This is a genomic window from Xenorhabdus yunnanensis (genome assembly GCF_028598805.1).
GTDB lineage: Bacteria > Pseudomonadota > Gammaproteobacteria > Enterobacterales > Enterobacteriaceae > Xenorhabdus > Xenorhabdus yunnanensis.
Window position 1 is genome coordinate 21,491 of the sequence record NZ_JAQRFI010000004.1, and the last position, 21,574, is coordinate 43,064.

A 21,574-nucleotide genomic window follows, 5' to 3' on the forward strand; every position below is an offset into this window, starting at 1 on the left:
GGACTCATCATCTTTGTAAGCGCTTTGCTTTTAAGCGCACTATTTTTAAGCACATTGCTTTTAGGCATATCGCTTTTAAGCATATTACTTTTAAACGTATTTTTTTCAGGCAAATTGCTTTCAGACAAATTATTTTTAAACGTTATATTTCCAGATTGTTTATACGGGTATTAATAACCTTATGCTTAATTACTGTAATATATAATTCAGCAGTAATGGCTATGTCTGACACCAATCAAAAACTAAAACGCGATGAAGAAAATGTTGTGCGGGTAGTTTCTGGGATTCTCAGTTATACACACTGGCCTACTACACCGACTACCTTGCGTTTATGTCTGGTTCCACCATCCAATTACATCAACGCTTTAACTCACATTAATAAGATTTCTGAGCACATAGAGATACAAGTAGAAACTCTGAATTTCAATGTAGAACAACTAGATGCAGAACAACTAGACGTAGAACAAATAATAGAAAGATGTGATGTTATTTACTATGGTCAAGTCGATCCACAGCTTCAACACCAAGTGATTGACCGGAAAAATGACAAGCCATTGCTTACCATTGCTGAAAATAATCCGAGCTGTGAAATTGGCAGTGCATTCTGTCTCAACATTAACAGCACTCAGGCAACATTTAGCCTCAACCTTGATATTCTGACGCGCAGCGGCGTACGCGTACATCCGAATGTCCTGCAATTGGCACGCAAGGTGGAATAATCTGTATGAAAAGACGTTATTCGCTGATGCTATCACGCCCTACTCTGCGCCAGGCCTTTCACCGGATACATCTGATTATTACTTTTATCATATTATCTGTAGTCGGCTTATTCTTATCTTTACTGGCATTGTTTGCTATGCAGAAGTATGCCGAAAATAACTTAAAACTAATCTCCACGACTATCGCCCATACAGCACAGGCGGCAGTGGTCTTTCAGGACAAAACCGCAGCAAACGAAATATTGGAGATGATTGCTGTTCATGACGGCTTTACAAAAGCTAAGATTTTTGATGCCAAGCAACAGGTATTGGCAAGCTGGCAAGCCAGTCAGGAGCCTCGTACCAGCAATTTAAAAAAATTGGTTGAGCGCTGGCTTCTTCCTGAACCCCTTACCCTGCCCATTTATCACCATCAACAAAAGGTAGGATCAATCTGGTTAATTGGCAACAGCGACCATATCATCAAATTTATTTATCAGGCCTTGTTGGTACTATTTGCCTGCCTGCTGTTCAGCGCCGTAATTTCACTTTACCTTTCACTACGCATGCACGATGGCATCGTCAGAGCTTTGCAAAACATTACCGTGGTTGCCCATGATGTACGACAACGGCGAGCATTTTCACGACGTGTACCTTCCGCGCATATTGCTGAATTACATGAATTAAGCCAAGTATTCAATCATCTGCTGGAAGAGTTGGAAGAGTGGCAACACCATCTGCAAACAGAAAAAGCCGTTTTAACCTGGCAGGCGCAACATGATTCCCTGACAGGTTTGCCAAACCGGGCAACTTTTGAACGGGTTCTTTCAACCGTCATGAACGATAAATTCATGTGCCAAAGCACAGCGATATTATTTATTGATGGTAACAGGCTGAAATATGTCAACGATGTTCATGGGCATGCTGCCGGCGATCATGTTCTTGCCACCATCGCTGCCACCTTAAAAAGAAGAGTAAGAAAAACAGATACCGTTGCCCGGCTTGGTGGAGATGAATTCGCTATCCTATTACCTTCTGCCAATTTAGAAGATGCAGAGCGTGTGGCGAAAAATATCATCCATACCATGGATACCCCCATTATCCTTCCCAACGGTCAACATCTACGCATCACACTCAGCATTGGCATCGCCTTATCCAACGGTGACCTGACGGCAGAGCAACTACTCTCTGAAGCTGATGCGGCGATGTATCACATTAAACAACGAGGCGGCGGCTGGCATTCCGCTGATACAACAAAACTAAACTACCTATCAAGGAACTCACTATGAGTAAAAATCGTTATTTTTTATTTATCTGTGCATTTATTGGTGCACTTTTTCTCAGCGGCTGCCAGAACAAAGACGCACTGACAGCCGCACAAATCACCGCACTTAAACAGCAAGGGTTTCAGCAAACCAATGAAGGCTGGCTATTTGGTATGTCAGAAAAGGTCTTGTTTGGTAATAACCAATTTCACTTGCGTCCAGAAGGCGAAGCAAAATTAAAAGAACTCGCAAGTGCTTTATCCAAAATTGGCATCCACCATGCACGTCTTGATGGTCATACCGACAACTACGGAGAAGTGAACTACAACCATCAATTATCTTTGAAACGAGCCAACACAGTTGCAGATGCGCTAACGCAGGGAGGTATGCAGCGTACTAATCTGACAACCCGTGGATTAGGACCAAGCCAACCTATCGCCGATAACCGAAACTCAAAAGGCCGAGCGGAAAACCGCCGCGTTGCCATTGTTATAACCGCGCCATAATAGCCCTGTAATAGCAATACAATGAAGTTAACGAACTGGATTTAATGCACCACTATTTATTGGTGGTAACCTTATTAGTGGTAACCCGATAATATACTGATATAAATCAAATAATAGTTTTGCCATGGATGGCAACAATATTCGTTTATTTTGATCAGTACCACCAATTACGAAATTTTTTATTCAAATCATGCCGTATAGCTATATAGCTATTTCCCGTTGCTAAACTCTTCCTGTAACATAGCCGAGATTATTTATTACAAAAAACTTCTTTTTTTGTAAAAAAAAGTTAATAACTTTTTGCACATTTAGATAACAAGTCTACTGTTAAGTAATGAGCTTTATCAAAAAGGAGAAATGATGGGGCTGAATCTGAAATCATCCCGATCTCTGTATCGGATGTTTGTGATGTTATTCATCACCATTACTATCAACACAGGATTTATATTCTGGAGATTATTTTCCAATTATCAGGATAATATCCAGCAAGATGTAGAATTAGAACGTGTATTTATTCCACTGTTTCTACTGACTCTCATATCTGCGGTGTTTCTTTATAAATACACCAAAACCATCATTATCCCAGAATATCGTCTGAAAAAAGCGATTAAAAACAAGCAATTCGTTCCCTACATACAACCAATTATTTGTAGTAAAAACAATGTAATTATCGGATGTGAAATCCTTGTTCGCTGGCAACACCCAGCTCATGGTCTATTGACACCAGCTAAATTTATCGCACAAATTGAAAAATCAGATCTTATTATTCCCTTAACTCATAACCTAATCACCCAAGTACGAGATTACTTTGCGCCTATTGCCCATCAGTTACCCACACATTTCCATTTTAATTTCAATATCAGCCCAAGACATTATAAAGACACCCGTTTAGTTGATGACTGCCAAAATTTTCTTAAATCATTTCCAAAAGACTCCGTCAAACTAATTTTGGAAATTACCGAATATGAATTATTGGAGCCAGATGAACATACAATTAGTTTATTCGATAAGTTGGATAAATTAGGCGTATTAATCGCCCTGGATGACTTTGGCACGGGTTACTCTAATTACAATTATTTACAAAAATTTAATGTTAACTTAGTAAAAATAGGACATAACTTTGTTAGCAAAATGGGTACCAATATGATTTCAAAACATATTGTAGAAAATATTATTGATCTTGCTCTACGATTGCATTTGGAAATTGTGGCAGAAGGGATTGAAAATCGGGCACAAGTCAATCAGCTAAAAAACTATTCTGTCGATTATTTGCAGGGGTATTACTTTGACCGCCCAATGCCATTGGAAGAATTTGTGAAGAAATGGTTGTGATGAATAATTTATCTTCCCCTGCAAGAATGTTTATAGATTGTTACTATAGTGACATTTTTTAGCATATTTTAGTTATTAGTGACACTATTATGTCATTTTTTTAGTTCCGACCATTTATGTTCTATATGCTGATCAATGGTAGCCACTATTGATTTATCAATTCCCAACTCATTAGCAATTAATTGAAAACGGCGAGTTTCATCATAAATATCTTCAAGCATATCCATCAAAGGAGCCACACTGGAGAACCCCGCCTGTCCTGCCAATTGAGCCAATGCTACAGAGGTAATTGCCTTGCCATTACCATTAAACGAAGTCATATGTTCGTTATAAGGTGACGGCATATACACCACATCATAAAATGGAGAAAGTCGCCAATTGTCAGCATCATCGGCCAAAAAAGCAAAGTTTCCTTTTGACATTCAATGGAGTATTAAGCATTTTTCAGCACCTCGGCGATTGTGGTTGGTTCTCGCTTACGTTCTTTGGTAAGTTCATGCAATGGATGTAACTCCCCCATCGCTTCCAATAACATAAGAAACTGTCGTAATGAGATATTGCCTGTACGCTCAAATTTCCTGATGGTGCTATAAGGTACGCCCGAACGATCGGCTAAGTTTTCGACAGATATTTTTTGTTGTTTACGTTGCCGCTTGATAAAGTCTTTTAATTCATGTTGCACATCATAGGCGGTATAGAGAGAAAACATTAGCATCACTCCTGTTACTATTATAACAATAATCCAGTGATTATAACGCAATTTTGTCATAATAGTGACAATTACCGTTTTCCATACGCCACTCCTTTATGATTCTCGTTATTTTATCCGCAATATCCTCACCAGGATTTGATGAGTAACAAATCAAACATAATGCACTGTTTTATTTGAAATCCTAGACTTACCAAGCTCATTCAGTAAAACGGGTAGTTTATGCAGAAATACATAACCGTCATGTTGAAACTCAATCAGAACCTTATTTAGAGGAGATATAAAAAATGTATCACCATCAAAAAAACAACTAGAGTTCAATTTGAAATAATCCCCAACAAAATTATCAATGTTATTTACATCCATTAAATAAACTTTATCTTTTGTATAAGAATCTTCATTAATGATAAAAACATCGTTAGAAATGTATTCTTTGAAGTTGATGAATTCTAATATTTCAGAATCATCCATTCTATCCCAACCCTCTATCTTGCTTAAAAATTCAAATCTACTTTCTTGTGCAAACCCAACATAATTTAATAATATCAGCTCCCCACCAATAATAGGATGCAATATTAAATCAGCTTTATCCATAGTGTATTTTTTATAGCTTTCCATACTATTTCTCTTTGATATATTAATATACTGATAAACAGTACATAAAATTATTCAATCTTTCTACCTTGTTTAAAGGCTTTTTTGGCTTCATTTAAGCTCATAGAATTGGCCTCTCCAGAACAATCAGCATCCTGAGCTTGAATAGGATCATCTTCCCATTTACAAATAGGACAAATATTATATTCACCTATAAACTCGAAAGGAGTATTATTACAACATGGATAAGGGTATTTTAATTCCATTTATAGTTGCTATGAAATAAGATTAGCTACATATATTTTATTTCTATATTTATCATAAAATAAATCTATTTTTGGTAACTATCAGGTATAGAATGGATAAGGCCAGCATTACAAGGACAAGTAGTCCGGCTATCCAAAGTCCCGGCTAATTTTGTTCCTTTATCCAAAAAAGAACCAACCCCACCCACAATGGCATAATTACCTGAGTATCTGCCACAAGTCACCGTGGAACCTTCAACTGCGGCTTGTTTTCCATAAAATTTAATGTTACTGGTTCCTGTTAAAATAGCCCCGTTACACGTTGTTTTATCTCCAACTGTCAAAAAATTTCCTTTTGCCATTTTATTTTCTCTCGTTTTAGATTCAATTTTTAGTGAAATAGCTGATCACAGTTTAATTCAACATCTAAATAATTTAGTCAGCGTTCTGATTTGCGGATTATTTATTGTACACTCTATCGACTAAAAGTATCAACCTAAGTAATCACCTTTGATGAAAAGAACACAGAATAATATATTGATTTTATCGGTTCATAACAGTTCATATTGGACTCTAGATACTTCTATCAGTTTTCCATAATCCACCATTTCCTCTAACAAATCATGAATCTTATTTTCATCTAACTCAAGGTCATCGTTTTCTAAATATTGCAACAAATACCATATTTCAATCATTCAACTCACGGCTATTTTATTAAAAAAACACACACCTATATTATATTCAATAAATCTATTTATCTTACTTTTCTTAATATAATAGACATTATCTTGCCCTAAATTCAATAACGAACAATAATCCCCAATAAAATGCCTACTATACCAAAATCAGCATCGCTGAATGTAGTATTGGCAATACCGATATTTCCTAATACTGGCAATAGGAATACGGGCAAAAAAGTAATAAGCATCCCTTGTGCAAAGGCACCTAATATTGCTCCTCTTTTTCCTCCCGTAACATTGCCGAAAACACCTGCGGTTGCGCCAACAAAGAAATGAGGCACTACACCCGGAATAATCATGGTCATATTAAATATATAAAGGATAAACAGGCCAATAATACCAGCGGCAAAACTGCTCAAAAAACCAATCAGGACTGCATTAGGTGCATAAGGAAATACCACTGGACAATCCAGTGCTGGCTTGGCATTCGGCACCAGTTTATCGGAAATTCCCTTAAATGCAGGTACGATCTCAGCAATCACCATTCTGACGCCTTGCAGGATGATATAAACTCCTGCTGCAAAGGTGATGGATTGCATTACGGCAAACATGATGCTGTTTTTACCACCACTGACTTGCCGGACAAAATCGTCGCCAGCAAACAGGCAGGTGATAATAAAGATAATCGCCATAGTAAAAGAGATGGCGACAGGTGTGTCACGCAGAAACAATAAACTTTTCGGTACGTTCATCTCTTCTGTAGAATGTGCCTTATTCCCCAATTTACTGCCAACAAATCCTGCTAAAACATAAGAGAGTGTTGAGAAATGCCCAAGTGCTACGTCATCAGAGCCAGTGATTTTTTTCATGTAAGGATGGGCAATAGCGGGGAAAAATACCATCGAGACGCCAACGACAAGTGAGCCGATTGCTACCAGTAGCATACCGTCAATTCCGGCCACTGATAGAATTACCGCCACCAGCATCGACATAAATAAAGTATGGTGTCCGGTCAGGAAAATAAACTTCCACGGTGTGAAACGGGCAATTAGGATATTAATAATCATGGCAAAAAACATGATCAAGGCCATTTCTCTGCCAAAACTTTTTTGCGCGATCGATACAATCGCTTCATTGTTTGGTATTACTCCCTGAATCCCAAAAGCATATTGAAATATAGTGGAAAATCCCCCCAGAGAATTGATGACGACTCCCGCTCCTGCCCCCATAATGATAAATCCCAGAATGGTTTTTATTGTTCCTGTAATACACTCCGTTACAGTCTTTTTCTGGGCGATTAGACCTATTAAAGCGATAAACCCAACTAAAATAGCCGGCTCTGCTAATACATCGTTCATCAAGAAGCGAAAGAAATTCATGCCCGCCTCCAATTATAATTTACCCATTTCAACCAGTACCGCAGATAAATGTGTTTTCATCGAGGATTTATCCAGCATATTTTCCAGTACAATAATTTTTCCGCCCACATCCTGCATTATCAGCTGTTCAGCGATGTCTTTTGTACTAACAAAAATATCGCTCATCGTGCCTTTGGCTGATCCCAAATCGATATGTTCAACGCTGGCTTCTACAGCTAATTCTTGCAGGATTTTTTTGATGCTCATTTCCATTATTAAACTTGTGCCCAAACCATTACCGCAAACGACTGTAATTTTCATGATATTTCCCGTCATGCATGAGATGTTGGTTAATAACCCTGAACGATCGAAAAAATCTCGTCTTGGCTACCGGAATGCATCAATTGGCTAATTTTTTGTTGGTCATCAAATAGTTCGGCTAATTCAGCGAGCACTTCAATATGGCTGTTACTGTTTGTCGTCGCGAATACGATCAATAAATTAATTGGATCATTGTTTTCAGAACCAAATACCACGCCTTGGTGGAATACCGTTAAACTCAAGGCAAGACGGTTGGCACCTTGTTCCGGTCTTGCATGTGGTATCGCAATGCCTGGGCCAATTACGTAATAAGGGCCAAGCTCTTTATGGGAATGATAAATTGCATCAACGTAACTTTGCTCAATCGCTCCATCATTAATGAGCGGTTGACATGCTATCGCGATAGCGTCACGCCAATCTTTTGCACCGGCAACCCATTGGATAACGTCATAAGTCAGTAAGGTTTTCAGCATTCAATTCCCCCTCTGTGCAATAAGCCAATGAATAAAAGCCAATAAATGAAAGAATAGTCACTGCAAACCAAACACACCGATGGAAAAAGATGAAAAATGCAATAATACGGGGTAAATCACACTATTAATAAATCATAAGATAAAAAAATCCCCAGATTGTCAGTCTGGGGACTGGCTTTTTTGTCAACGAGCTATTTGTAATGAGCTATTTGTTAAAAAACTATTTGCTAACGAACCAAATGCAAGAAGTGAATGTGCTTTTCGTATTGATCCAAAATATCGTGGATGATCTGTTCTTGAGTCCAACCCATTAGATCATAGTCTTGTCCACCTTCTTTAAGATAAACTTCCGCACGGTAATATTTTTGCTCTTCATTTCTATCATCATCTTCCAAACCAGCAAGAGCAAATGCAGGCTGTATATATCCTCTCAGGCGAACTTCGTATACAAAATTGACGTTGTCGCCAAAATCTACTTCCAAATGAAGCCGATCATCCATTTCATCATTAATTATGATAACTTTATTTTGTTTCTCTAATTCTTCAGCCACCATTCCCATTGCCTGCTGGATGACTTCGTTCATAAAACGCTTCACCTGCGAACACTTAGGATAATAGACGATATTCCTCAATCTCCTCTGCCACGGAATAGGATTCCGGCTGGCTGTAGGTGCAATCGTGGTCATTTGCTGGCTGTCTTTCTTATATGCATCAACCCGCAATGCTTTGAGCAAGCCATAAATAGATATCAATAAGATAATGGAGAAAGGAAGCGCGCTAGCAATCGTTACTGTTTGCAAAGCAGACAAACCACCAGCAAGTAACAGTGCGATAGCAACAATGCCCATCAACCCTGCCCAGAAGATCCGTTGCCAGATTGGTGTATGTTGAGCACCGCCCGAAGCCAATGTATCAACCACCATTGCGCCTGAATCCGCGGAGGTGACAAAAAACATGACTACCATAGCCATCGCAATAAACGAAAGAACGCTAGGAAATGGGAAATGTTCCAAGAAGCTAAACAGTGCCAGAGGAACGTCAGTCTGCACGATGTGGCCCAGTTCTTTCGCCCCTTTATTGGAAATCAGGTCAATGGCGCTATTACCGAATGCCGTCATCCACATCAGAGTAAAACCGCTCGGTACAAATAAGACGCCGGTTACAAACTCCCTGATAGTTCGGCCCCGGGAAACCCTTGCGATAAACATACCAACGAATGGAGACCACGATAACCACCATCCCCAATAGAGTAATGTCCATCCCCCCAGCCAATTACTGGATTTGGGTTCGTAGGCATAAAGATTAAATGTCTTGCTGACAATTTCCGAAAGGTAGCCTCCCGTATTTTCCACAAAAGATTTCAGTAACAGTACAGTTGGCCCCAAAACAACTACCAAGATCAATAATAAAAATGCCAGACCCAAATTCAACTCAGACAAAATGCGGATGCCTTTATCCAAGCCGGAAACAACAGAAATAGTTGCTAAAGCGGTAATAACAACGATCAATACAACCTGTACAGTTTCATTGAGCGGCAATCCAAATAAATGGTTAAGACCTGCATTTACCTGAAGAACGCCATATCCTAAAGAGGTGGCAACGCCGAATACAGTACCAATGACAGCAAATATATCTACTGCATGACCAATCGGCCCATAAATTTTATCGCCAATAATCGGATATAGCGCTGAACGCAAGGTTAGAGGCAAGCCGTGTCGATAACTGAAAAATGCCAGAATCAAAGCAACAATCGCATAAATGGCCCAAGCATGAAGACCCCAATGGAAGAAAGTTAACTTCATTGCTTGTTTCGCCGCAGCGATGCTTTCAGGCGTTCCCACCGGAGGTAACAGATAATGCATCACCGGTTCGGCTACGCCAAAGAACATAAGCCCAATTCCCATACCCGCAGAAAACAGCATGGCAAACCAGGAAAAATAACTGAAATCTGGTTCAGCGTGGTCGGGGCCCAGTTTTATGTTGCCGTATCTGGACAAACCCAGATAGGTAACCGAAAGTAAAATTAAAGCAACCGCGAGGATATAAAACCAACTGGCGTTAACAAAAATATCCTGCTGCAACGCCTTAAACCATCGGTCGGCAAGTTCGGGTTTCAAACCAGCGAATGTCACCAGTGCAATGACTAAAAACGCTGAGAAGAAGAAAACTGGTGGGTTAATGGAAGTTTTAGTCTTTACCTGACCAGTATTATCTTGACTCATAATTATCCTTCAAAATTAGTGTTCGACACTATCTCCTATTTACTCCAATAAGCAATATTTTGTAGAGATTTTATAAAATTACATATAATCCCAATAAAGGGTTATACACCTCGCAGGCGCATTGCGTTCATAATTCACTCAACCTACATGAAAGGTCACCTTAACATAAAAATAAAAATAACTGTACTTACAGAGGGATATATATGTGTGTGCAGTAGAGGAGTTATGTTGATAATCAAATTTCTCAGTAAAAAGTAAATATATTTATACGGTTAAAGATAAGCCCCTTTCAATTCGTTTAATAACCTATATTCTTGGTGGTCGGCTAGACAATTTTCCAGAATAGTAATATTCTTTGAAAAGCAAGAGCAGTTAATTATTCCCAGCGACTCCATCAATCCAGATAATTTATACTAAATGCTTTATATCAAGTATTTCGTAGAGTAAAAAACCTTGTAATTTTAATATTAACTAAGTATCCCAATCCTATCGGCATGACTAAATCAGTATTTTTAAAATCTTGTTAATCATTCATTGAATAAAACACAAAAATTCCAATCCAATCTAATATAAATACAAGCCATTAATGCTTTCAAAATAGAGGTAACAAGCCATGAAATACAAAAAACACTTGGATTTTATAATTATTTTAATCACTCTTTCTATCGGAACGGCTCATGCTGCAAAATATGTATGTCCTCCTAGGCATAGGAATGGCTTTACAAGAGGCCATATAGGTACAATCGCTGTTTTTGATAATGTAAAGCATTTTATATTTAACCTTAGAGAATATCCGAATTACTGGATAACAATATCTGATGAAAATGGCCTTGATTCTCGAAATACTTTTTATAATATGTTAATCACAGCAAAAACCCATAATTTTCGCGTTGGCCTAAAATGCAAAAATGACAACCTCAAGGTTTTAAGTCTACATTAATAGCATCAATAGCACATGATATTTTTCAGGAAAATAAATCCGCCTTTATGACAGTCATACTTCATTTCATAAGAAAATTCATTATATTTGATAGGCAACAAGTTGAAATATAAAATAAAAAAATCAATTTCAGAAATTAATTTTTCATAGCACTAAATTGCTGAACCCGTTAACCAGATATAAAACAAACTTATCTGTCATTAATTATTAATATAATAAAAAACCCAGTCAACAGTGGCTGGGTTTTTTTATAGTCTCTTTAGGTTATTGCCTTACAAGACACTTTTCGCCTGCTGAACAATATCGATCAATGGTTGTGGCCAGACACCGAGGATCAACACCAGCAATGCGGTGAGTAGTACAACAATCCCGCCAGAAGTGAATGCCCAGTTGTGTGGTGTATCACGGTTCAGGGCTTTCGGTGCCGGCAGGTATAAGCTCACCATCACGCGCAAATAGTAGTAAAGCCCGATGGCACTACCAACAACAACTGCTCCGGTCAACCACCACAACTTTGCTTCAACACCTGTCGCGATGACATAGAATTTACCAATGAAACCAAATGTTAATGGTATTCCCGCCAATGACAGCATCATGATAGTCATAACTGCCGACAGTATCGGTTTATGCCAGAACAGGCCACGATATGAGAACAGTGAATCAGCATCCGGTCCTCTGTATGGGCTGGACATCAGGCTGACTACACCAAACGCTCCGATACTGGCAAGCAAATAACCGACCAGATAGACACCCGCTGTCTCTTCTGCCAGTGTGTGATCTTTAATGGCAATCAGTACCACCAGCAAATACCCCAGATGAGCAATGGATGAGTAACCCAGCAGACGTTTGATATTGCTTTGTGTCAATGCCAACAAGTTACCAAACAGGATAGATGCAATGGCAATCACGGTCAGTGCAATACGCAGAGTTGTGCTATCAGTGACCGGCGCTTCAAGGAATAAGCGCATAACCACTGCGAAGATAGCAACTTTACTTGCCGTCGCCAAAAAGGTTGATACCGGTGCTGGTGCACCTTGATAAACATCCGGTGTCCACAGTTGGAAAGGCACAAGGGAAAGTTTAAAGCCCAGTCCCACGATCATCATACCCAGTCCAGCCAAAATCAACGGTTCATGTAATTTGCTGTCACTCAGACTCTTACCCAATGATGCGAAAGACAAGTCACCGGATTCAGCATACAGCAGAGCGATACCAAATAGCAGGAATGAAGATGCAGCCGCAGACAGCAACATATATTTGATGCTCGCTTCCAACGAACGTTTTTGGCGATACGCATAGCCCACCAAACCAAACAGCGGCAGAGTGATTAATTCAATTCCGATAAACAGCGATGCCATGTGGTTGGCAGAAGAGAGCAGAATGCCTCCAACTGCCGCAATCAGCACCAAAAGATAAAATTCTTCTTTGTTGTCGGGATAATTCTCCAGCCATGAGTAGGCAAATGTCGTTGTTGCAAGGCTCGCAATCAGCACAAGGGCGGAATAGAACATTGAAAAACGATCTACATGGATCAATGGCGTGACATCCATTGGCTCCTGTAGTCCCACAAAATAGAGAGAAAGCAGGGCCAGGTTTAAACCAATCACCGTCAAGGTGACATTGGTGAAATGATCGCGTCGCCACGCAATGGACAGCATCACAACCACCACCGTCAACCCGACGATCAATAGCGGCAACAGTGCGATCAATTGTTCAGAAGTTATTGTCATGGCGAATTACGGCCTTGTAGTTAAAAGTGAAGCTGAATACCAATTCTGGATGTTACTCATCGCTGCGGCTGAGGTATCAAGGATTGGCTGCGGGTAAACACCCAAAATCACCAACAAGACAACCAACAGCAGCAAAATGGAAATTTCACGCACATCCATCCGCTGTAATGGCTCATCAGTTTTTGGTGTACCGTAATAAGCCTTCTGCATCAAATACAGTGCATAAACGGAGGCAAAAACTAAACCGAACACGGATACTGTAGTAATCAGGGTAAATTTACTGAAGCTGCCGAACAGGATCATAAATTCACCAACAAAGTTACCGGTTGCCGGCATACCCAATGTCGCTACCGCGAAAAATAGGGATATCGCAGGCAAAAGCTGAATTCTTGCCCACAATCCGCCCATTTGGCGCATATCTCGGGTATGCAGGCGTTCATATAGCTGACCACACAGAATGAACAACCCTGCGGCTGACAAACCATGTGCAATCATCTGAATCACCGCTCCCTGATAAGCCAATTGGCTACCCGTATAAATGGCGATAAGAACAAAACCCATGTGGGAAACACTGGTATAAGCAATCAGGCGCTTGATGTCAGTCTGACTGAATGCCATCCACGCGCCGTAGAAAATGCCAATGACCCCCAACCACATTGCAATCGGAGCAAATTCCGCAGAGGCTTGTGGGAACAGTGGTAAACCGAAGCGCAACAAACCATACGCCGCTGTTTTCAACAAAATACCCGCAAGGTCAACCGAACCTGCTGTTGGTGCCTGACTATGAGCATCAGGCAACCAGCCATGTAAAGGAACAACCGGCATTTTCACGGCGAATGCAATGAAGAAGCCCAACATCAACAGGTATTGAACCGTGTATGACATTGGCGTATTCAACAGTTTTTCATAGTTGAATGTCCATTCACCCGTTGCATCATGGTGAATGAAAGCTAATGCCAGAATCGAAATCAGCATCACCAAACCACTGGCTTGAGTATAGATGAAGAATTTCGTTGCCGCAGTGATACGGGTTTTACCTTCCGAGCCTCTGTGTCCCCACAGCGCAATCAGGAAGTACATCGGTACCAGCATCACTTCCCAGAAGAAGAAGAACAAGAACAGGTCGATGGCAAGGAAGACCCCCATCACACCACCCAGTATCCACAACAAGTTCAGATGGAAGAAACCCTGATATGGCTGGTTTTCATTCCACGAACAGAGGATCGCCATCGAGCCCAATAATGCCGTTAGTACCACCATCAACAAGGATAAACCATCCAATGCCAGATGAATGTTAATGCCAAAACGGGGGATCCACGGAAGCAAAAATTCTGATTGCCACTGTGGAATGCCTTGTGGGTTGGTGAGTGTATAACCCCCCTGCAACCACAGATACAGGGAGAGTAACAGTGTCAACCCCATCGCCAGAAGCGCTATCCAACGCGGCATACGAGTGCCGAAGCGCTCCGCCTGCCAACACAGCAGGCCTCCGATGAAGGGCAGAAGAATTAGCCAAGGTAGTAGCATGGCGCAATATGTCCCTTAATTAAACCAAAAGCAGCAGAGCTAAAACCAGCACTGCACCCAACCCCAGAGAGGCAGCATACCAACGGACTTGTCCGTTTTGACTCCAACGAAGCCCTTTATTGCCCCAACGTGACAATATAGCTGGCATGTTCATCAGTGAATTCAAAGGATCGTTTTGCAACAGACGGGTGATACCTTTGAATGGTTTCACAAATACCCAGTCATACAGCGCATCAAATCCCCATGCGTGGAACCACCATGTGGAGAAGAAGCGCCCCGGAGCACTGTTCGCAGTGGCATTGACCACGCGACGCTTGCCCAGATACAGCGCTGCCGCCAGCAAGATACCGGCAACGGCAACCACACCAGAAATGATTTCCAATGTCACTTTGCCATCATGCCCTGCATTGTTTTCGGGTAAAACACCCGCCAGCGGAGGCACAATCAGCGCGCCAACAAAGGTGGACAGCACCAACAATACCGACAATGGCAAGGTATGAGTAATGCCCTTGACTGAATGAGCCTTGGTATTTTCTTTACCGTGGAACACAATAAAGATCATGCGGAAGGTATACAGTGATGTCATCAATGCGCCAATCAGCCCTGCCAGCATCAGGTTCATATGACCATTTGCCAACGCGCCCCACAAGATTTCATCTTTACTGTAGAAACCTGCGGTCAGTAATGGCAGTGCTGACAATGCAGAACCACCTATAATGAAGCAGAGATAAACAAATGGAATCCGCTTGCTCAGGCCACCCATTTTGAAGATGTTTTGCTCATGATGGCATGCCAGAATCACCGAACCAGAAGCCAGGAACAATAATGCTTTGAAGAACGCATGGGTCATGAGGTGGAAAATTGCTGCATCCCACGCCTGTACCCCGAGCGCCAGAAACATGTAACCAATCTGGCTCATGGTGGAGTAAGCCAGCACCCGTTTGATATCTGTCTGCACCAGCGCAGCGAAACCTGCCAACAGTAAGGTGACTGCACCAATAACACCTACCAAATGCAGAATATCCGGCGCCATCAAGAACAACGCATGGCTACGGGCAATCAGATAAACACCAGCGGTAACCATCGTAGCGGCGTGAATCAGAGCAGAAACCGGTGTTGGACCTGCCATCGCATCCGCCAGCCATGTTTGCAATGGTAACTGAGCTGATTTACCTACAGCACCACCCAGAATCATCAGGGTTGCCCAAGTGATCGCGGTAGATCCTGCTTCGATATGTTGTGGAGCCAATACCGCCAATTCGCGGAAACTTAACGTGCCGAGCTGGTCGTAAAGGATAAACATTCCAATGGCAAGGAATACATCACCAACACGGGTTACAATGAAAGCCTTCATTGCCGCCGCACCATTGGCAGGGGTCTTGTAGTAGAAACCGATCAGCAGGTAACTACACAGGCCAACGCCTTCCCAACCGAGGTACATCAGTAGCATGTTGTCTGCCAGTACCAATACCACCATGCTGGCGATAAATAGGTTGGTATAGGCGAAGAAACGGGAATACCCTTCTTCACCACGCATATACCAAGAAGCGTATATGTGGATCAGGAAGCCAATGCCAGTTACAACACTCAGCATTGTCAGTGATAACCCGTCCAGTACCAAATTAACGGGGATGCTGAAATTATCGACAGCCATCCAGTTCCACAATGTTTGGCTGTAGGCCAGCCCCCCTGCCCCATTATGAGTAAGGAACTCAATCGCTACCCAGAATGTGACCAATGCTGCCAGCCCAATGGAACCAATTCCAATGGTGGCTGACAAATTTTCAGACCAGCGGCCACGGGAAAATGCCAATAGCAAAAATCCCAGCAGTGGCAGCAGAATTGTTAAATAGAGTAAGTTCATCCGCGCATCTCACTGACTGTATCAATATTCAGGTTTTGGCGACGACGGTGCAACTGTAGTAACAGTGCCAAACCGATACTCGCCTCGGCTGCTGCCAGAGTGATAGCCAGAATATACATCACCTGACCATCAGGCTGGAGCCAATAGCTGCCAGCAACGACAAATGCCAGTGCTGAAGCATTGATCATGATTTCCAGCCCGATCAGCATGAATAACAAGTTGCGGCGGATAATCAGGCAAGTGAAGCCCAATATAAACAGAATAGCCGCCAGAATGAGGCCGTGGTGTAACGCTATCATTGTTGGTCCTCCGCACGATTGCTGATCACTTCCCCTTGTCGATTTTCACGGCCAATGTGATAAGCCACGACCAATCCAGCCAGCAGCAACAAAGATGCCAGCTCCACGGCTAATACATAAGGGCCAAACAAGCTAATGCCCACTTCTTTGGCACTGACCACTTCACCGCTGATTTTAGCGGATGACAGGGTACTGATGGCATAAATCAGCACAATCAACAGCACAATAGACAAGACTGACGGGCCAATCCAAACTCTGGGTTGTAGCCATAACCGTTCCTGCTCAACAACTGATTTTCCTAAATTCAGCATCATCACGACGAAGACGAACAACACCATGATTGCGCCTGCATAAACGATAATCTCCAAAGCACCTGCAAAATAGGCGCCCATTGAAAAAAACACGACAGACAGTGCCAACAAGGAAATAATCAGATACAACAATGCATGCACCGGATTAGTGTGGATTATTACCCTGAGGGTTGCGAGGATGGCAACCAGCCCTGCGACATAAAATGTAAATTCCATGAACATCGCTCCTTATGGCAACAGGCTTTTAACGTCGATAGGCTTGGCTTCATTCTCGGCTTCACCTTTATCCTTGCCGTCAATCGCCATACCTGTCTTACGGTAAAAGTTATAATCAGGGTATTTACCCGGCCCTGAAATCAGCAGATCTTCTTTCTCATACACCAGATCCTGACGCTTGAATTCACCCAGTTCAAAATCCGGAGTCAACTGAATAGCGGTAGTTGGGCAAGCTTCTTCACACAGGCCGCAGAAGATACAACGCGAGAAGTTAACGCGGAAGAATTCAGGATACCAGCGACCATCTTTATGCTCGGCTTTTTGCAGTGAGATACATCCCACCGGGCATACCGCTGCACACAAGTTACACGCAACACAACGCTCTTCACCGTCAGGATCACGCGTCAGAACGATGCGCCCACGGTAACGGGGTGGCAGGTAAACCGGTTCTTCCGGATACATTTTTGTTTCGCGTTTATGGAAGGCATGAAGCCCTATCATCCAAATACTGCGTACCTGGGTGGCGAAACCGACCACTAACTCTTTCAATGTCATGGTTCAATCACCCCTTTATTGAGCGTTGTATAAAATAACTGCGGCAGTCGCCAGCATATTAAGTAATGTTAACGGCAGGCAGACTTTCCAGCCAAACGACATCACCTGGTCATAACGAGGACGCGGTAATGCGGCACGGATCAAGATGAACATCATCATGAAAAATGCCGTTTTCAACGCAAACCAGATGAATGGAGGCAAGAGAGGCCCATTCCAGCCACCAAAGAACAGTGTGACGATTAAGGCTGACACCGTCACGACAGCGATATATTCCCCCACAAAGAACAGACCGAATTTCATACCGGAATATTCAACGTGATAACCGTCAGCCAATTCCTGCTCTGCTTCCGGTTGGTCAAACGGATGACGGTGACACACTGCAACACCTGCAATGGCGAAAGTCAGGAAGCCAAAGAATTGGGGAATGATATTCCACACATGTTGTTGTGAGTTGACGATATCCACCATGTTGAAGGAGCCAGCTTGCGCCACAACTCCCATCATGGACAGACCGAGGAAAACTTCATAACTCAATGTCTGTGCTGATGCACGCATCGCGCCCAACAGAGAATATTTGTTGTTACTCGCCCATCCGGCAAACAGCACGGCGTAAACCGCCAATCCTGCCATCATCATGAAGAATAAGATGCCGATATTCAGATCGGCAACCATCCACGTAGGGCTTATTGGCACAATGGCAAACGCCAGAAGCAGTGAGCAGAATGCAATGACAGGAGCCAAAGTAAAAATGGCTCTGTCAGAAAAGCGGGGGGCCCAGTCTTCTTTAAAGAACATTTTGATCATGTCTGCGACGAGCTGCAATGAACCGCCCCAACCCACACGGTTTGGCCCGTAACGGTTCTGGAACAGGCCAAGAATGCGGCGTTCAAAGAAGCTCATGAATGCCCCGCAGATAACCACAACCAGCAGAATGGCGACCGATTTCAGAACAGTAATCAGAATCTCAATCATATCGGGAGTTAACCAACTCATTATGCAACCTCCCGTAAATTATTGACTGATTTGCCTGCCAGAACCGGTGGTATACCCGGCATTCCCAGAGGCAGGCCGACTTGCCCTTGAGCCAGATTGCCACTCAAGCGCACTGCCAAACGCAGCTGCTGTCCTTCACAATCAAATGTCATCACCGCACCTTCTTTCACATTCAAATGCTCCGCATCCTTATGATTGATCATCACATACGGTTCAGGCATACGCTCCTGCAATACATCTGAACGTTGTGACAGTTCATCACTGCCAAACAAATGGAAATAAGGCGCAACATGCCATTGGTTTTTTCGCGCAGTGAATGCGGTTGGAATAGCGTCAAAATAATTCAATCCACCATCAACCGTTTCAATCAGACGAACCCCTGGATCGCCGAAACGTAGATTACCACCGACTTCAGCCTGGAATTTATTCCACGCCTGTGGCGAGTTCCAGCCTGGTGCCCATGCAAATGGTATTTGCTGACGAGGTGCATATGGACTGTTGTTCCCTTCCATTGAGAAGGCAAATGCTGTGTCGATATCCTGCGGTTGGCGCTGCTCATGAACACTGACGTCGGCCAGCATGGCGGTACGACCGCTGTAGCGATGAGGTGAGCGAGCCAATTTTTGCCCACGAATACGGAATGTGGCATCAGGCGCTGCATTTACGATGTCTTTGAATTGCGGCATGGCTTTAACACAGGCTTCAATTACATGGTCAAGCTGCGTCCAGTCAGTCTGGCATTGTGTGTAGGTGGTGTACAGAGAGTGCATCCAACGCCAGCTTTCTAACATAACGATGGATTTGTCATAGAATGCAGGTTCATAGACTTGGAAATAGCGCTGAGCACGACCTTCCTGATTCACCAACGTACCATCACTTTCAGCAAAACTAGATGCCGAAAGAATCAAATGAGCTTTATCCATGATAGCCGTGCGTTGATGATCAACAACTATCAGGTTTTTCAGGCTATCCAGCGCGCGGTCTATTTTGTCTGCCGGTGCATGACGATAGAGATCATTTTCCATCACAATGGCGGTATCTGAATCCCCTTTGGTAATGCGTTGCAAAGCAACATCCAATGGTCGTGCTTCCATCATCGCCAGACCCAAGCTATTGGCATACGCGGCAACATAGGAAAGCCCAACATTGGCTCCCTTATCTTTCAATGCCCATGCGATATTTGCGGCTGCCTGAACCAAAGTGTCACTACCCGGATTACTGCCACTGATAATCAATGGTTTTTTCGCATCACGCAGTGCCTGTGCAATAATTTCCACTTTCGATTTCAAATCATCCGGCAAGTCATTGACAGCAGGAGCTATGCTGTTCAGGGCATGTGCGACAGCAAAACCCAAACGCGCTTGATCATCAACGGGGGCATGGTAGCTCCATGCTGCAACATCATCCAATCGAGTATCATCGACGCTGGTCAAGAACAGAGGGTACTTGGCATGCTGACCGATATTCATCACAGCCGCAATTTGCCAGTCAGCCACTTTCTGGGCTGCCGCCATTTCGCGGGCCTTGCCCTTCACGGCCTGACGCACAGACAAAGCCATGCGGGCAGCGGTCTGAGTCAGATCTTCCCCTAAAATCAATACGGCATCATAATTTTCAATTTCACGCAAGGAAGGCGTATAAACCCCGCCTTGCTGAAGAATTTCCAACATCATATCAAGGCGATGTTGTTCTTCCGCTGAAATGCCGCTGTAGAAGTTTTCCGCACCAACCAATTCCCGCAAGGCAAAGTTACTTTCAATACTGGCACGCGGTGAACCGATACCAATGGCATTTTTCGCCTGACGCAAAATGTCTGCGCCCCCTTGCATAACTTGTTCGGCATTCAGTGAAATCCACTGATCACCACGCAATTGTTGTGGCTGGCGAGGACGATCATCACGATTGACATAACCATAGCCGAAGCGCCCACGGTCACACATAAAGTAGTGGTTGATGGTACCGTTGTAGCGGTTTTCAATTCGGCGCAGTTCACCGTAACGCTCTCCGGGACTGGTGTTACAGCCGATGCTGCACTGTTGGCAGATACTTGGCGCAAATTGCATGTCCCATTTACGGTTATAGCGTTCTGAATGTGTTTTGTCGGTAAATACCCCAGTTGGGCAAATTTCAACAAGGTTACCGGAAAATTCACTTTCCAGTGTGCCACTTTCAGTGCGACCAAAATAGACGTTGTCATGAGCACCATAAACGCCAAAATCCGTTCCATCCGCATAATCTTTGTAGTAGCGAACACAACGGTAACAAGCGATACAGCGGTTCATTTCATGAGCAATGAATGGCCCCAGTTCCTGATTTTTGTGAGTGCGTTTGGTAAAACGATATTTCCGGAATGAATGCCCGGTCATCACCGTCATATCCTGCAAATGACAGTTTCCCCCTTCCTCACAAACTGGACAGTCGTGAGGGTGGTTGGTCATCAGCCATTCCACGACACTTGCGCGGAACTGCTTTGCTTCATCATCATCAATGGAAATATACGCGCCATCTGTCGCTGGTGTCATACAAGACATCACCAGACGTCCACGCGTATCTTCCGCGTTCTGATATTGCTTCACCGCACACTGGCGGCAAGCGCCAACGCTTCCCAGCGCTGGATGCCAGCAAAAATAAGGTATATCAAGCCCCAATGAGAGGCAGGCTTGCAACAGGTTATCAGCCCCGTTTACATCATATTCTTTGCCGTCTACATGTATCGTAGCCATAGTCAGCATGCTT

At 43.0% G+C, this 21,574-nt stretch carries 22 protein-coding genes; 5 read left to right on the forward strand and 17 right to left on the reverse strand.

Features of this window, described 5'->3' with window-relative positions:
• The first annotated feature begins 221 nt into the window (after window positions 1-221).
• The 4 genes from yfiR to PSI23_RS02705 all read left to right on the forward strand — a co-directional run bounded on the left by yfiR (window position 222) and on the right by PSI23_RS02705 (window position 3,801).
• On the forward strand, window positions 222-719 hold the full coding sequence (yfiR, locus tag PSI23_RS02690) for a regulatory sequestration protein YfiR (protein ID WP_273553623.1): 498 nt from the start codon (window positions 222-224) through the stop codon (window positions 717-719).
• Between the two features lie 5 nt (window positions 720-724).
• On the forward strand, window positions 725-1,987 hold the full coding sequence (dgcN, locus tag PSI23_RS02695) for a diguanylate cyclase DgcN/YfiN (protein ID WP_273553624.1): 1,263 nt from the start codon (window positions 725-727) through the stop codon (window positions 1,985-1,987).
• On the forward strand, window positions 1,984-2,469 hold the full coding sequence (gene yfiB, locus PSI23_RS02700) for an outer membrane lipoprotein YfiB (protein WP_273553625.1): 486 nt from the start codon (window positions 1,984-1,986) through the stop codon (window positions 2,467-2,469). The genes dgcN and yfiB overlap by 4 nt, the downstream gene beginning before the upstream one ends.
• Before the next feature lie 408 nt (window positions 2,470-2,877).
• Window positions 2,878-3,801 (forward strand): EAL domain-containing protein, encoded by a 924-nt coding sequence (locus PSI23_RS02705; RefSeq protein WP_273553626.1) that lies wholly within the window; start codon window positions 2,878-2,880, stop codon window positions 3,799-3,801.
• Window positions 3,802-3,893: 92 nt separating this feature from the next.
• Here the strand turns inward: PSI23_RS02705 and PSI23_RS02710 are convergent, their stop codons facing one another.
• The 9 genes from PSI23_RS02710 to betT all read right to left on the reverse strand — a co-directional run bounded on the left by PSI23_RS02710 (window position 3,894) and on the right by betT (window position 10,403).
• Complete coding sequence (locus PSI23_RS02710; protein WP_273553627.1) at window positions 3,894-4,199, reverse strand: HipA domain-containing protein; 306 nt, start codon at window positions 4,197-4,199, stop codon at window positions 3,894-3,896.
• Window positions 4,200-4,234: 35 nt separating this feature from the next.
• The gene (locus PSI23_RS02715; RefSeq protein ID WP_273553628.1) at window positions 4,235-4,510 is read right to left on the reverse strand and encodes a helix-turn-helix domain-containing protein; all 276 of its coding nucleotides are present in this window, start codon (window positions 4,508-4,510) and stop codon (window positions 4,235-4,237) included.
• A 153-nt stretch (window positions 4,511-4,663) separates the two neighbouring features.
• Window positions 4,664-5,128, reverse strand: coding sequence for a hypothetical protein (locus tag PSI23_RS02720; protein ID WP_273553629.1), 465 nt, complete (start codon window positions 5,126-5,128; stop codon window positions 4,664-4,666).
• Window positions 5,129-5,175: 47 nt separating this feature from the next.
• The gene (locus PSI23_RS02725) at window positions 5,176-5,370 is read right to left on the reverse strand and encodes a CPCC family cysteine-rich protein (RefSeq protein WP_273553630.1); all 195 of its coding nucleotides are present in this window, start codon (window positions 5,368-5,370) and stop codon (window positions 5,176-5,178) included.
• A 65-nt stretch (window positions 5,371-5,435) separates the two neighbouring features.
• Window positions 5,436-5,711 carry a PAAR domain-containing protein gene (locus PSI23_RS02730; protein WP_273553631.1) on the reverse strand — a complete coding sequence of 92 codons (276 nt, stop codon included), beginning with the start codon at window positions 5,709-5,711 and terminating at the stop codon, window positions 5,436-5,438.
• Window positions 5,712-6,148: 437 nt separating this feature from the next.
• A complete protein-coding gene (ulaA, locus tag PSI23_RS02735; protein WP_273553632.1) occupies window positions 6,149-7,408 on the reverse strand; it encodes a PTS ascorbate transporter subunit IIC in 1,260 nt (419 codons plus the stop codon).
• 12 nt (window positions 7,409-7,420) lie between these two features.
• Window positions 7,421-7,708, reverse strand: coding sequence for a PTS sugar transporter subunit IIB (locus PSI23_RS02740; RefSeq protein ID WP_273553633.1), 288 nt, complete (start codon window positions 7,706-7,708; stop codon window positions 7,421-7,423).
• A 29-nt stretch (window positions 7,709-7,737) separates the two neighbouring features.
• On the reverse strand, window positions 7,738-8,181 hold the full coding sequence (locus PSI23_RS02745) for a PTS sugar transporter subunit IIA (protein ID WP_273553634.1): 444 nt from the start codon (window positions 8,179-8,181) through the stop codon (window positions 7,738-7,740).
• A 227-nt stretch (window positions 8,182-8,408) separates the two neighbouring features.
• A complete protein-coding gene (betT, locus tag PSI23_RS02750; protein ID WP_273553635.1) occupies window positions 8,409-10,403 on the reverse strand; it encodes a choline BCCT transporter BetT in 1,995 nt (664 codons plus the stop codon).
• 613 nt (window positions 10,404-11,016) lie between these two features.
• On the opposite strand from betT, the gene PSI23_RS02755 reads away from it, so the two are divergent.
• Window positions 11,017-11,343, forward strand: a complete 327-nt coding sequence (locus PSI23_RS02755) for a hypothetical protein (RefSeq protein WP_273553636.1) — start codon at window positions 11,017-11,019, stop codon at window positions 11,341-11,343.
• 272 nt (window positions 11,344-11,615) lie between these two features.
• Here PSI23_RS02755 and nuoN read toward each other — a convergent pair whose 3' ends face one another.
• Genes nuoN through nuoG form a run of 8 tightly spaced genes read right to left on the reverse strand, consistent with a single transcriptional unit; the run spans window position 11,616 to window position 21,561 of the window.
• On the reverse strand, window positions 11,616-13,073 hold the full coding sequence (gene nuoN, locus PSI23_RS02760; RefSeq protein ID WP_273553637.1) for an NADH-quinone oxidoreductase subunit NuoN: 1,458 nt from the start codon (window positions 13,071-13,073) through the stop codon (window positions 11,616-11,618).
• A 6-nt stretch (window positions 13,074-13,079) separates the two neighbouring features.
• Window positions 13,080-14,600, reverse strand: coding sequence for an NADH-quinone oxidoreductase subunit M (nuoM, locus tag PSI23_RS02765; protein WP_273553638.1), 1,521 nt, complete (start codon window positions 14,598-14,600; stop codon window positions 13,080-13,082).
• A gap of 19 nt (window positions 14,601-14,619) precedes the next feature.
• Complete coding sequence (gene nuoL / locus PSI23_RS02770; protein WP_273553639.1) at window positions 14,620-16,464, reverse strand: NADH-quinone oxidoreductase subunit L; 1,845 nt, start codon at window positions 16,462-16,464, stop codon at window positions 14,620-14,622.
• Entirely contained in the window at window positions 16,461-16,763 is a 303-nt protein-coding gene (nuoK, locus tag PSI23_RS02775) for an NADH-quinone oxidoreductase subunit NuoK (protein ID WP_045971435.1), read from the reverse strand. Before nuoK ends, nuoL begins: the two co-directional genes overlap by 4 nt.
• Entirely contained in the window at window positions 16,760-17,290 is a 531-nt protein-coding gene (gene nuoJ / locus PSI23_RS02780) for an NADH-quinone oxidoreductase subunit J (RefSeq protein ID WP_273553640.1), read from the reverse strand. Before nuoJ ends, nuoK begins: the two co-directional genes overlap by 4 nt.
• 12 nt (window positions 17,291-17,302) lie before the next feature.
• Window positions 17,303-17,845: an NADH-quinone oxidoreductase subunit NuoI gene (gene nuoI, locus PSI23_RS02785; RefSeq protein WP_273553641.1), complete on the reverse strand. Its 543-nt coding sequence runs from the start codon at window positions 17,843-17,845 to the stop codon at window positions 17,303-17,305.
• 15 nt (window positions 17,846-17,860) lie between these two features.
• Window positions 17,861-18,838 (reverse strand): NADH-quinone oxidoreductase subunit NuoH, encoded by a 978-nt coding sequence (gene nuoH, locus PSI23_RS02790; protein WP_273553642.1) that lies wholly within the window; start codon window positions 18,836-18,838, stop codon window positions 17,861-17,863.
• Window positions 18,838-21,561 (reverse strand): NADH-quinone oxidoreductase subunit NuoG, encoded by a 2,724-nt coding sequence (nuoG, locus tag PSI23_RS02795; RefSeq protein ID WP_273553643.1) that lies wholly within the window; start codon window positions 21,559-21,561, stop codon window positions 18,838-18,840. The genes nuoH and nuoG overlap by 1 nt, the downstream gene beginning before the upstream one ends.
• Between the last annotated feature and the right edge of the window lie 13 nt (window positions 21,562-21,574).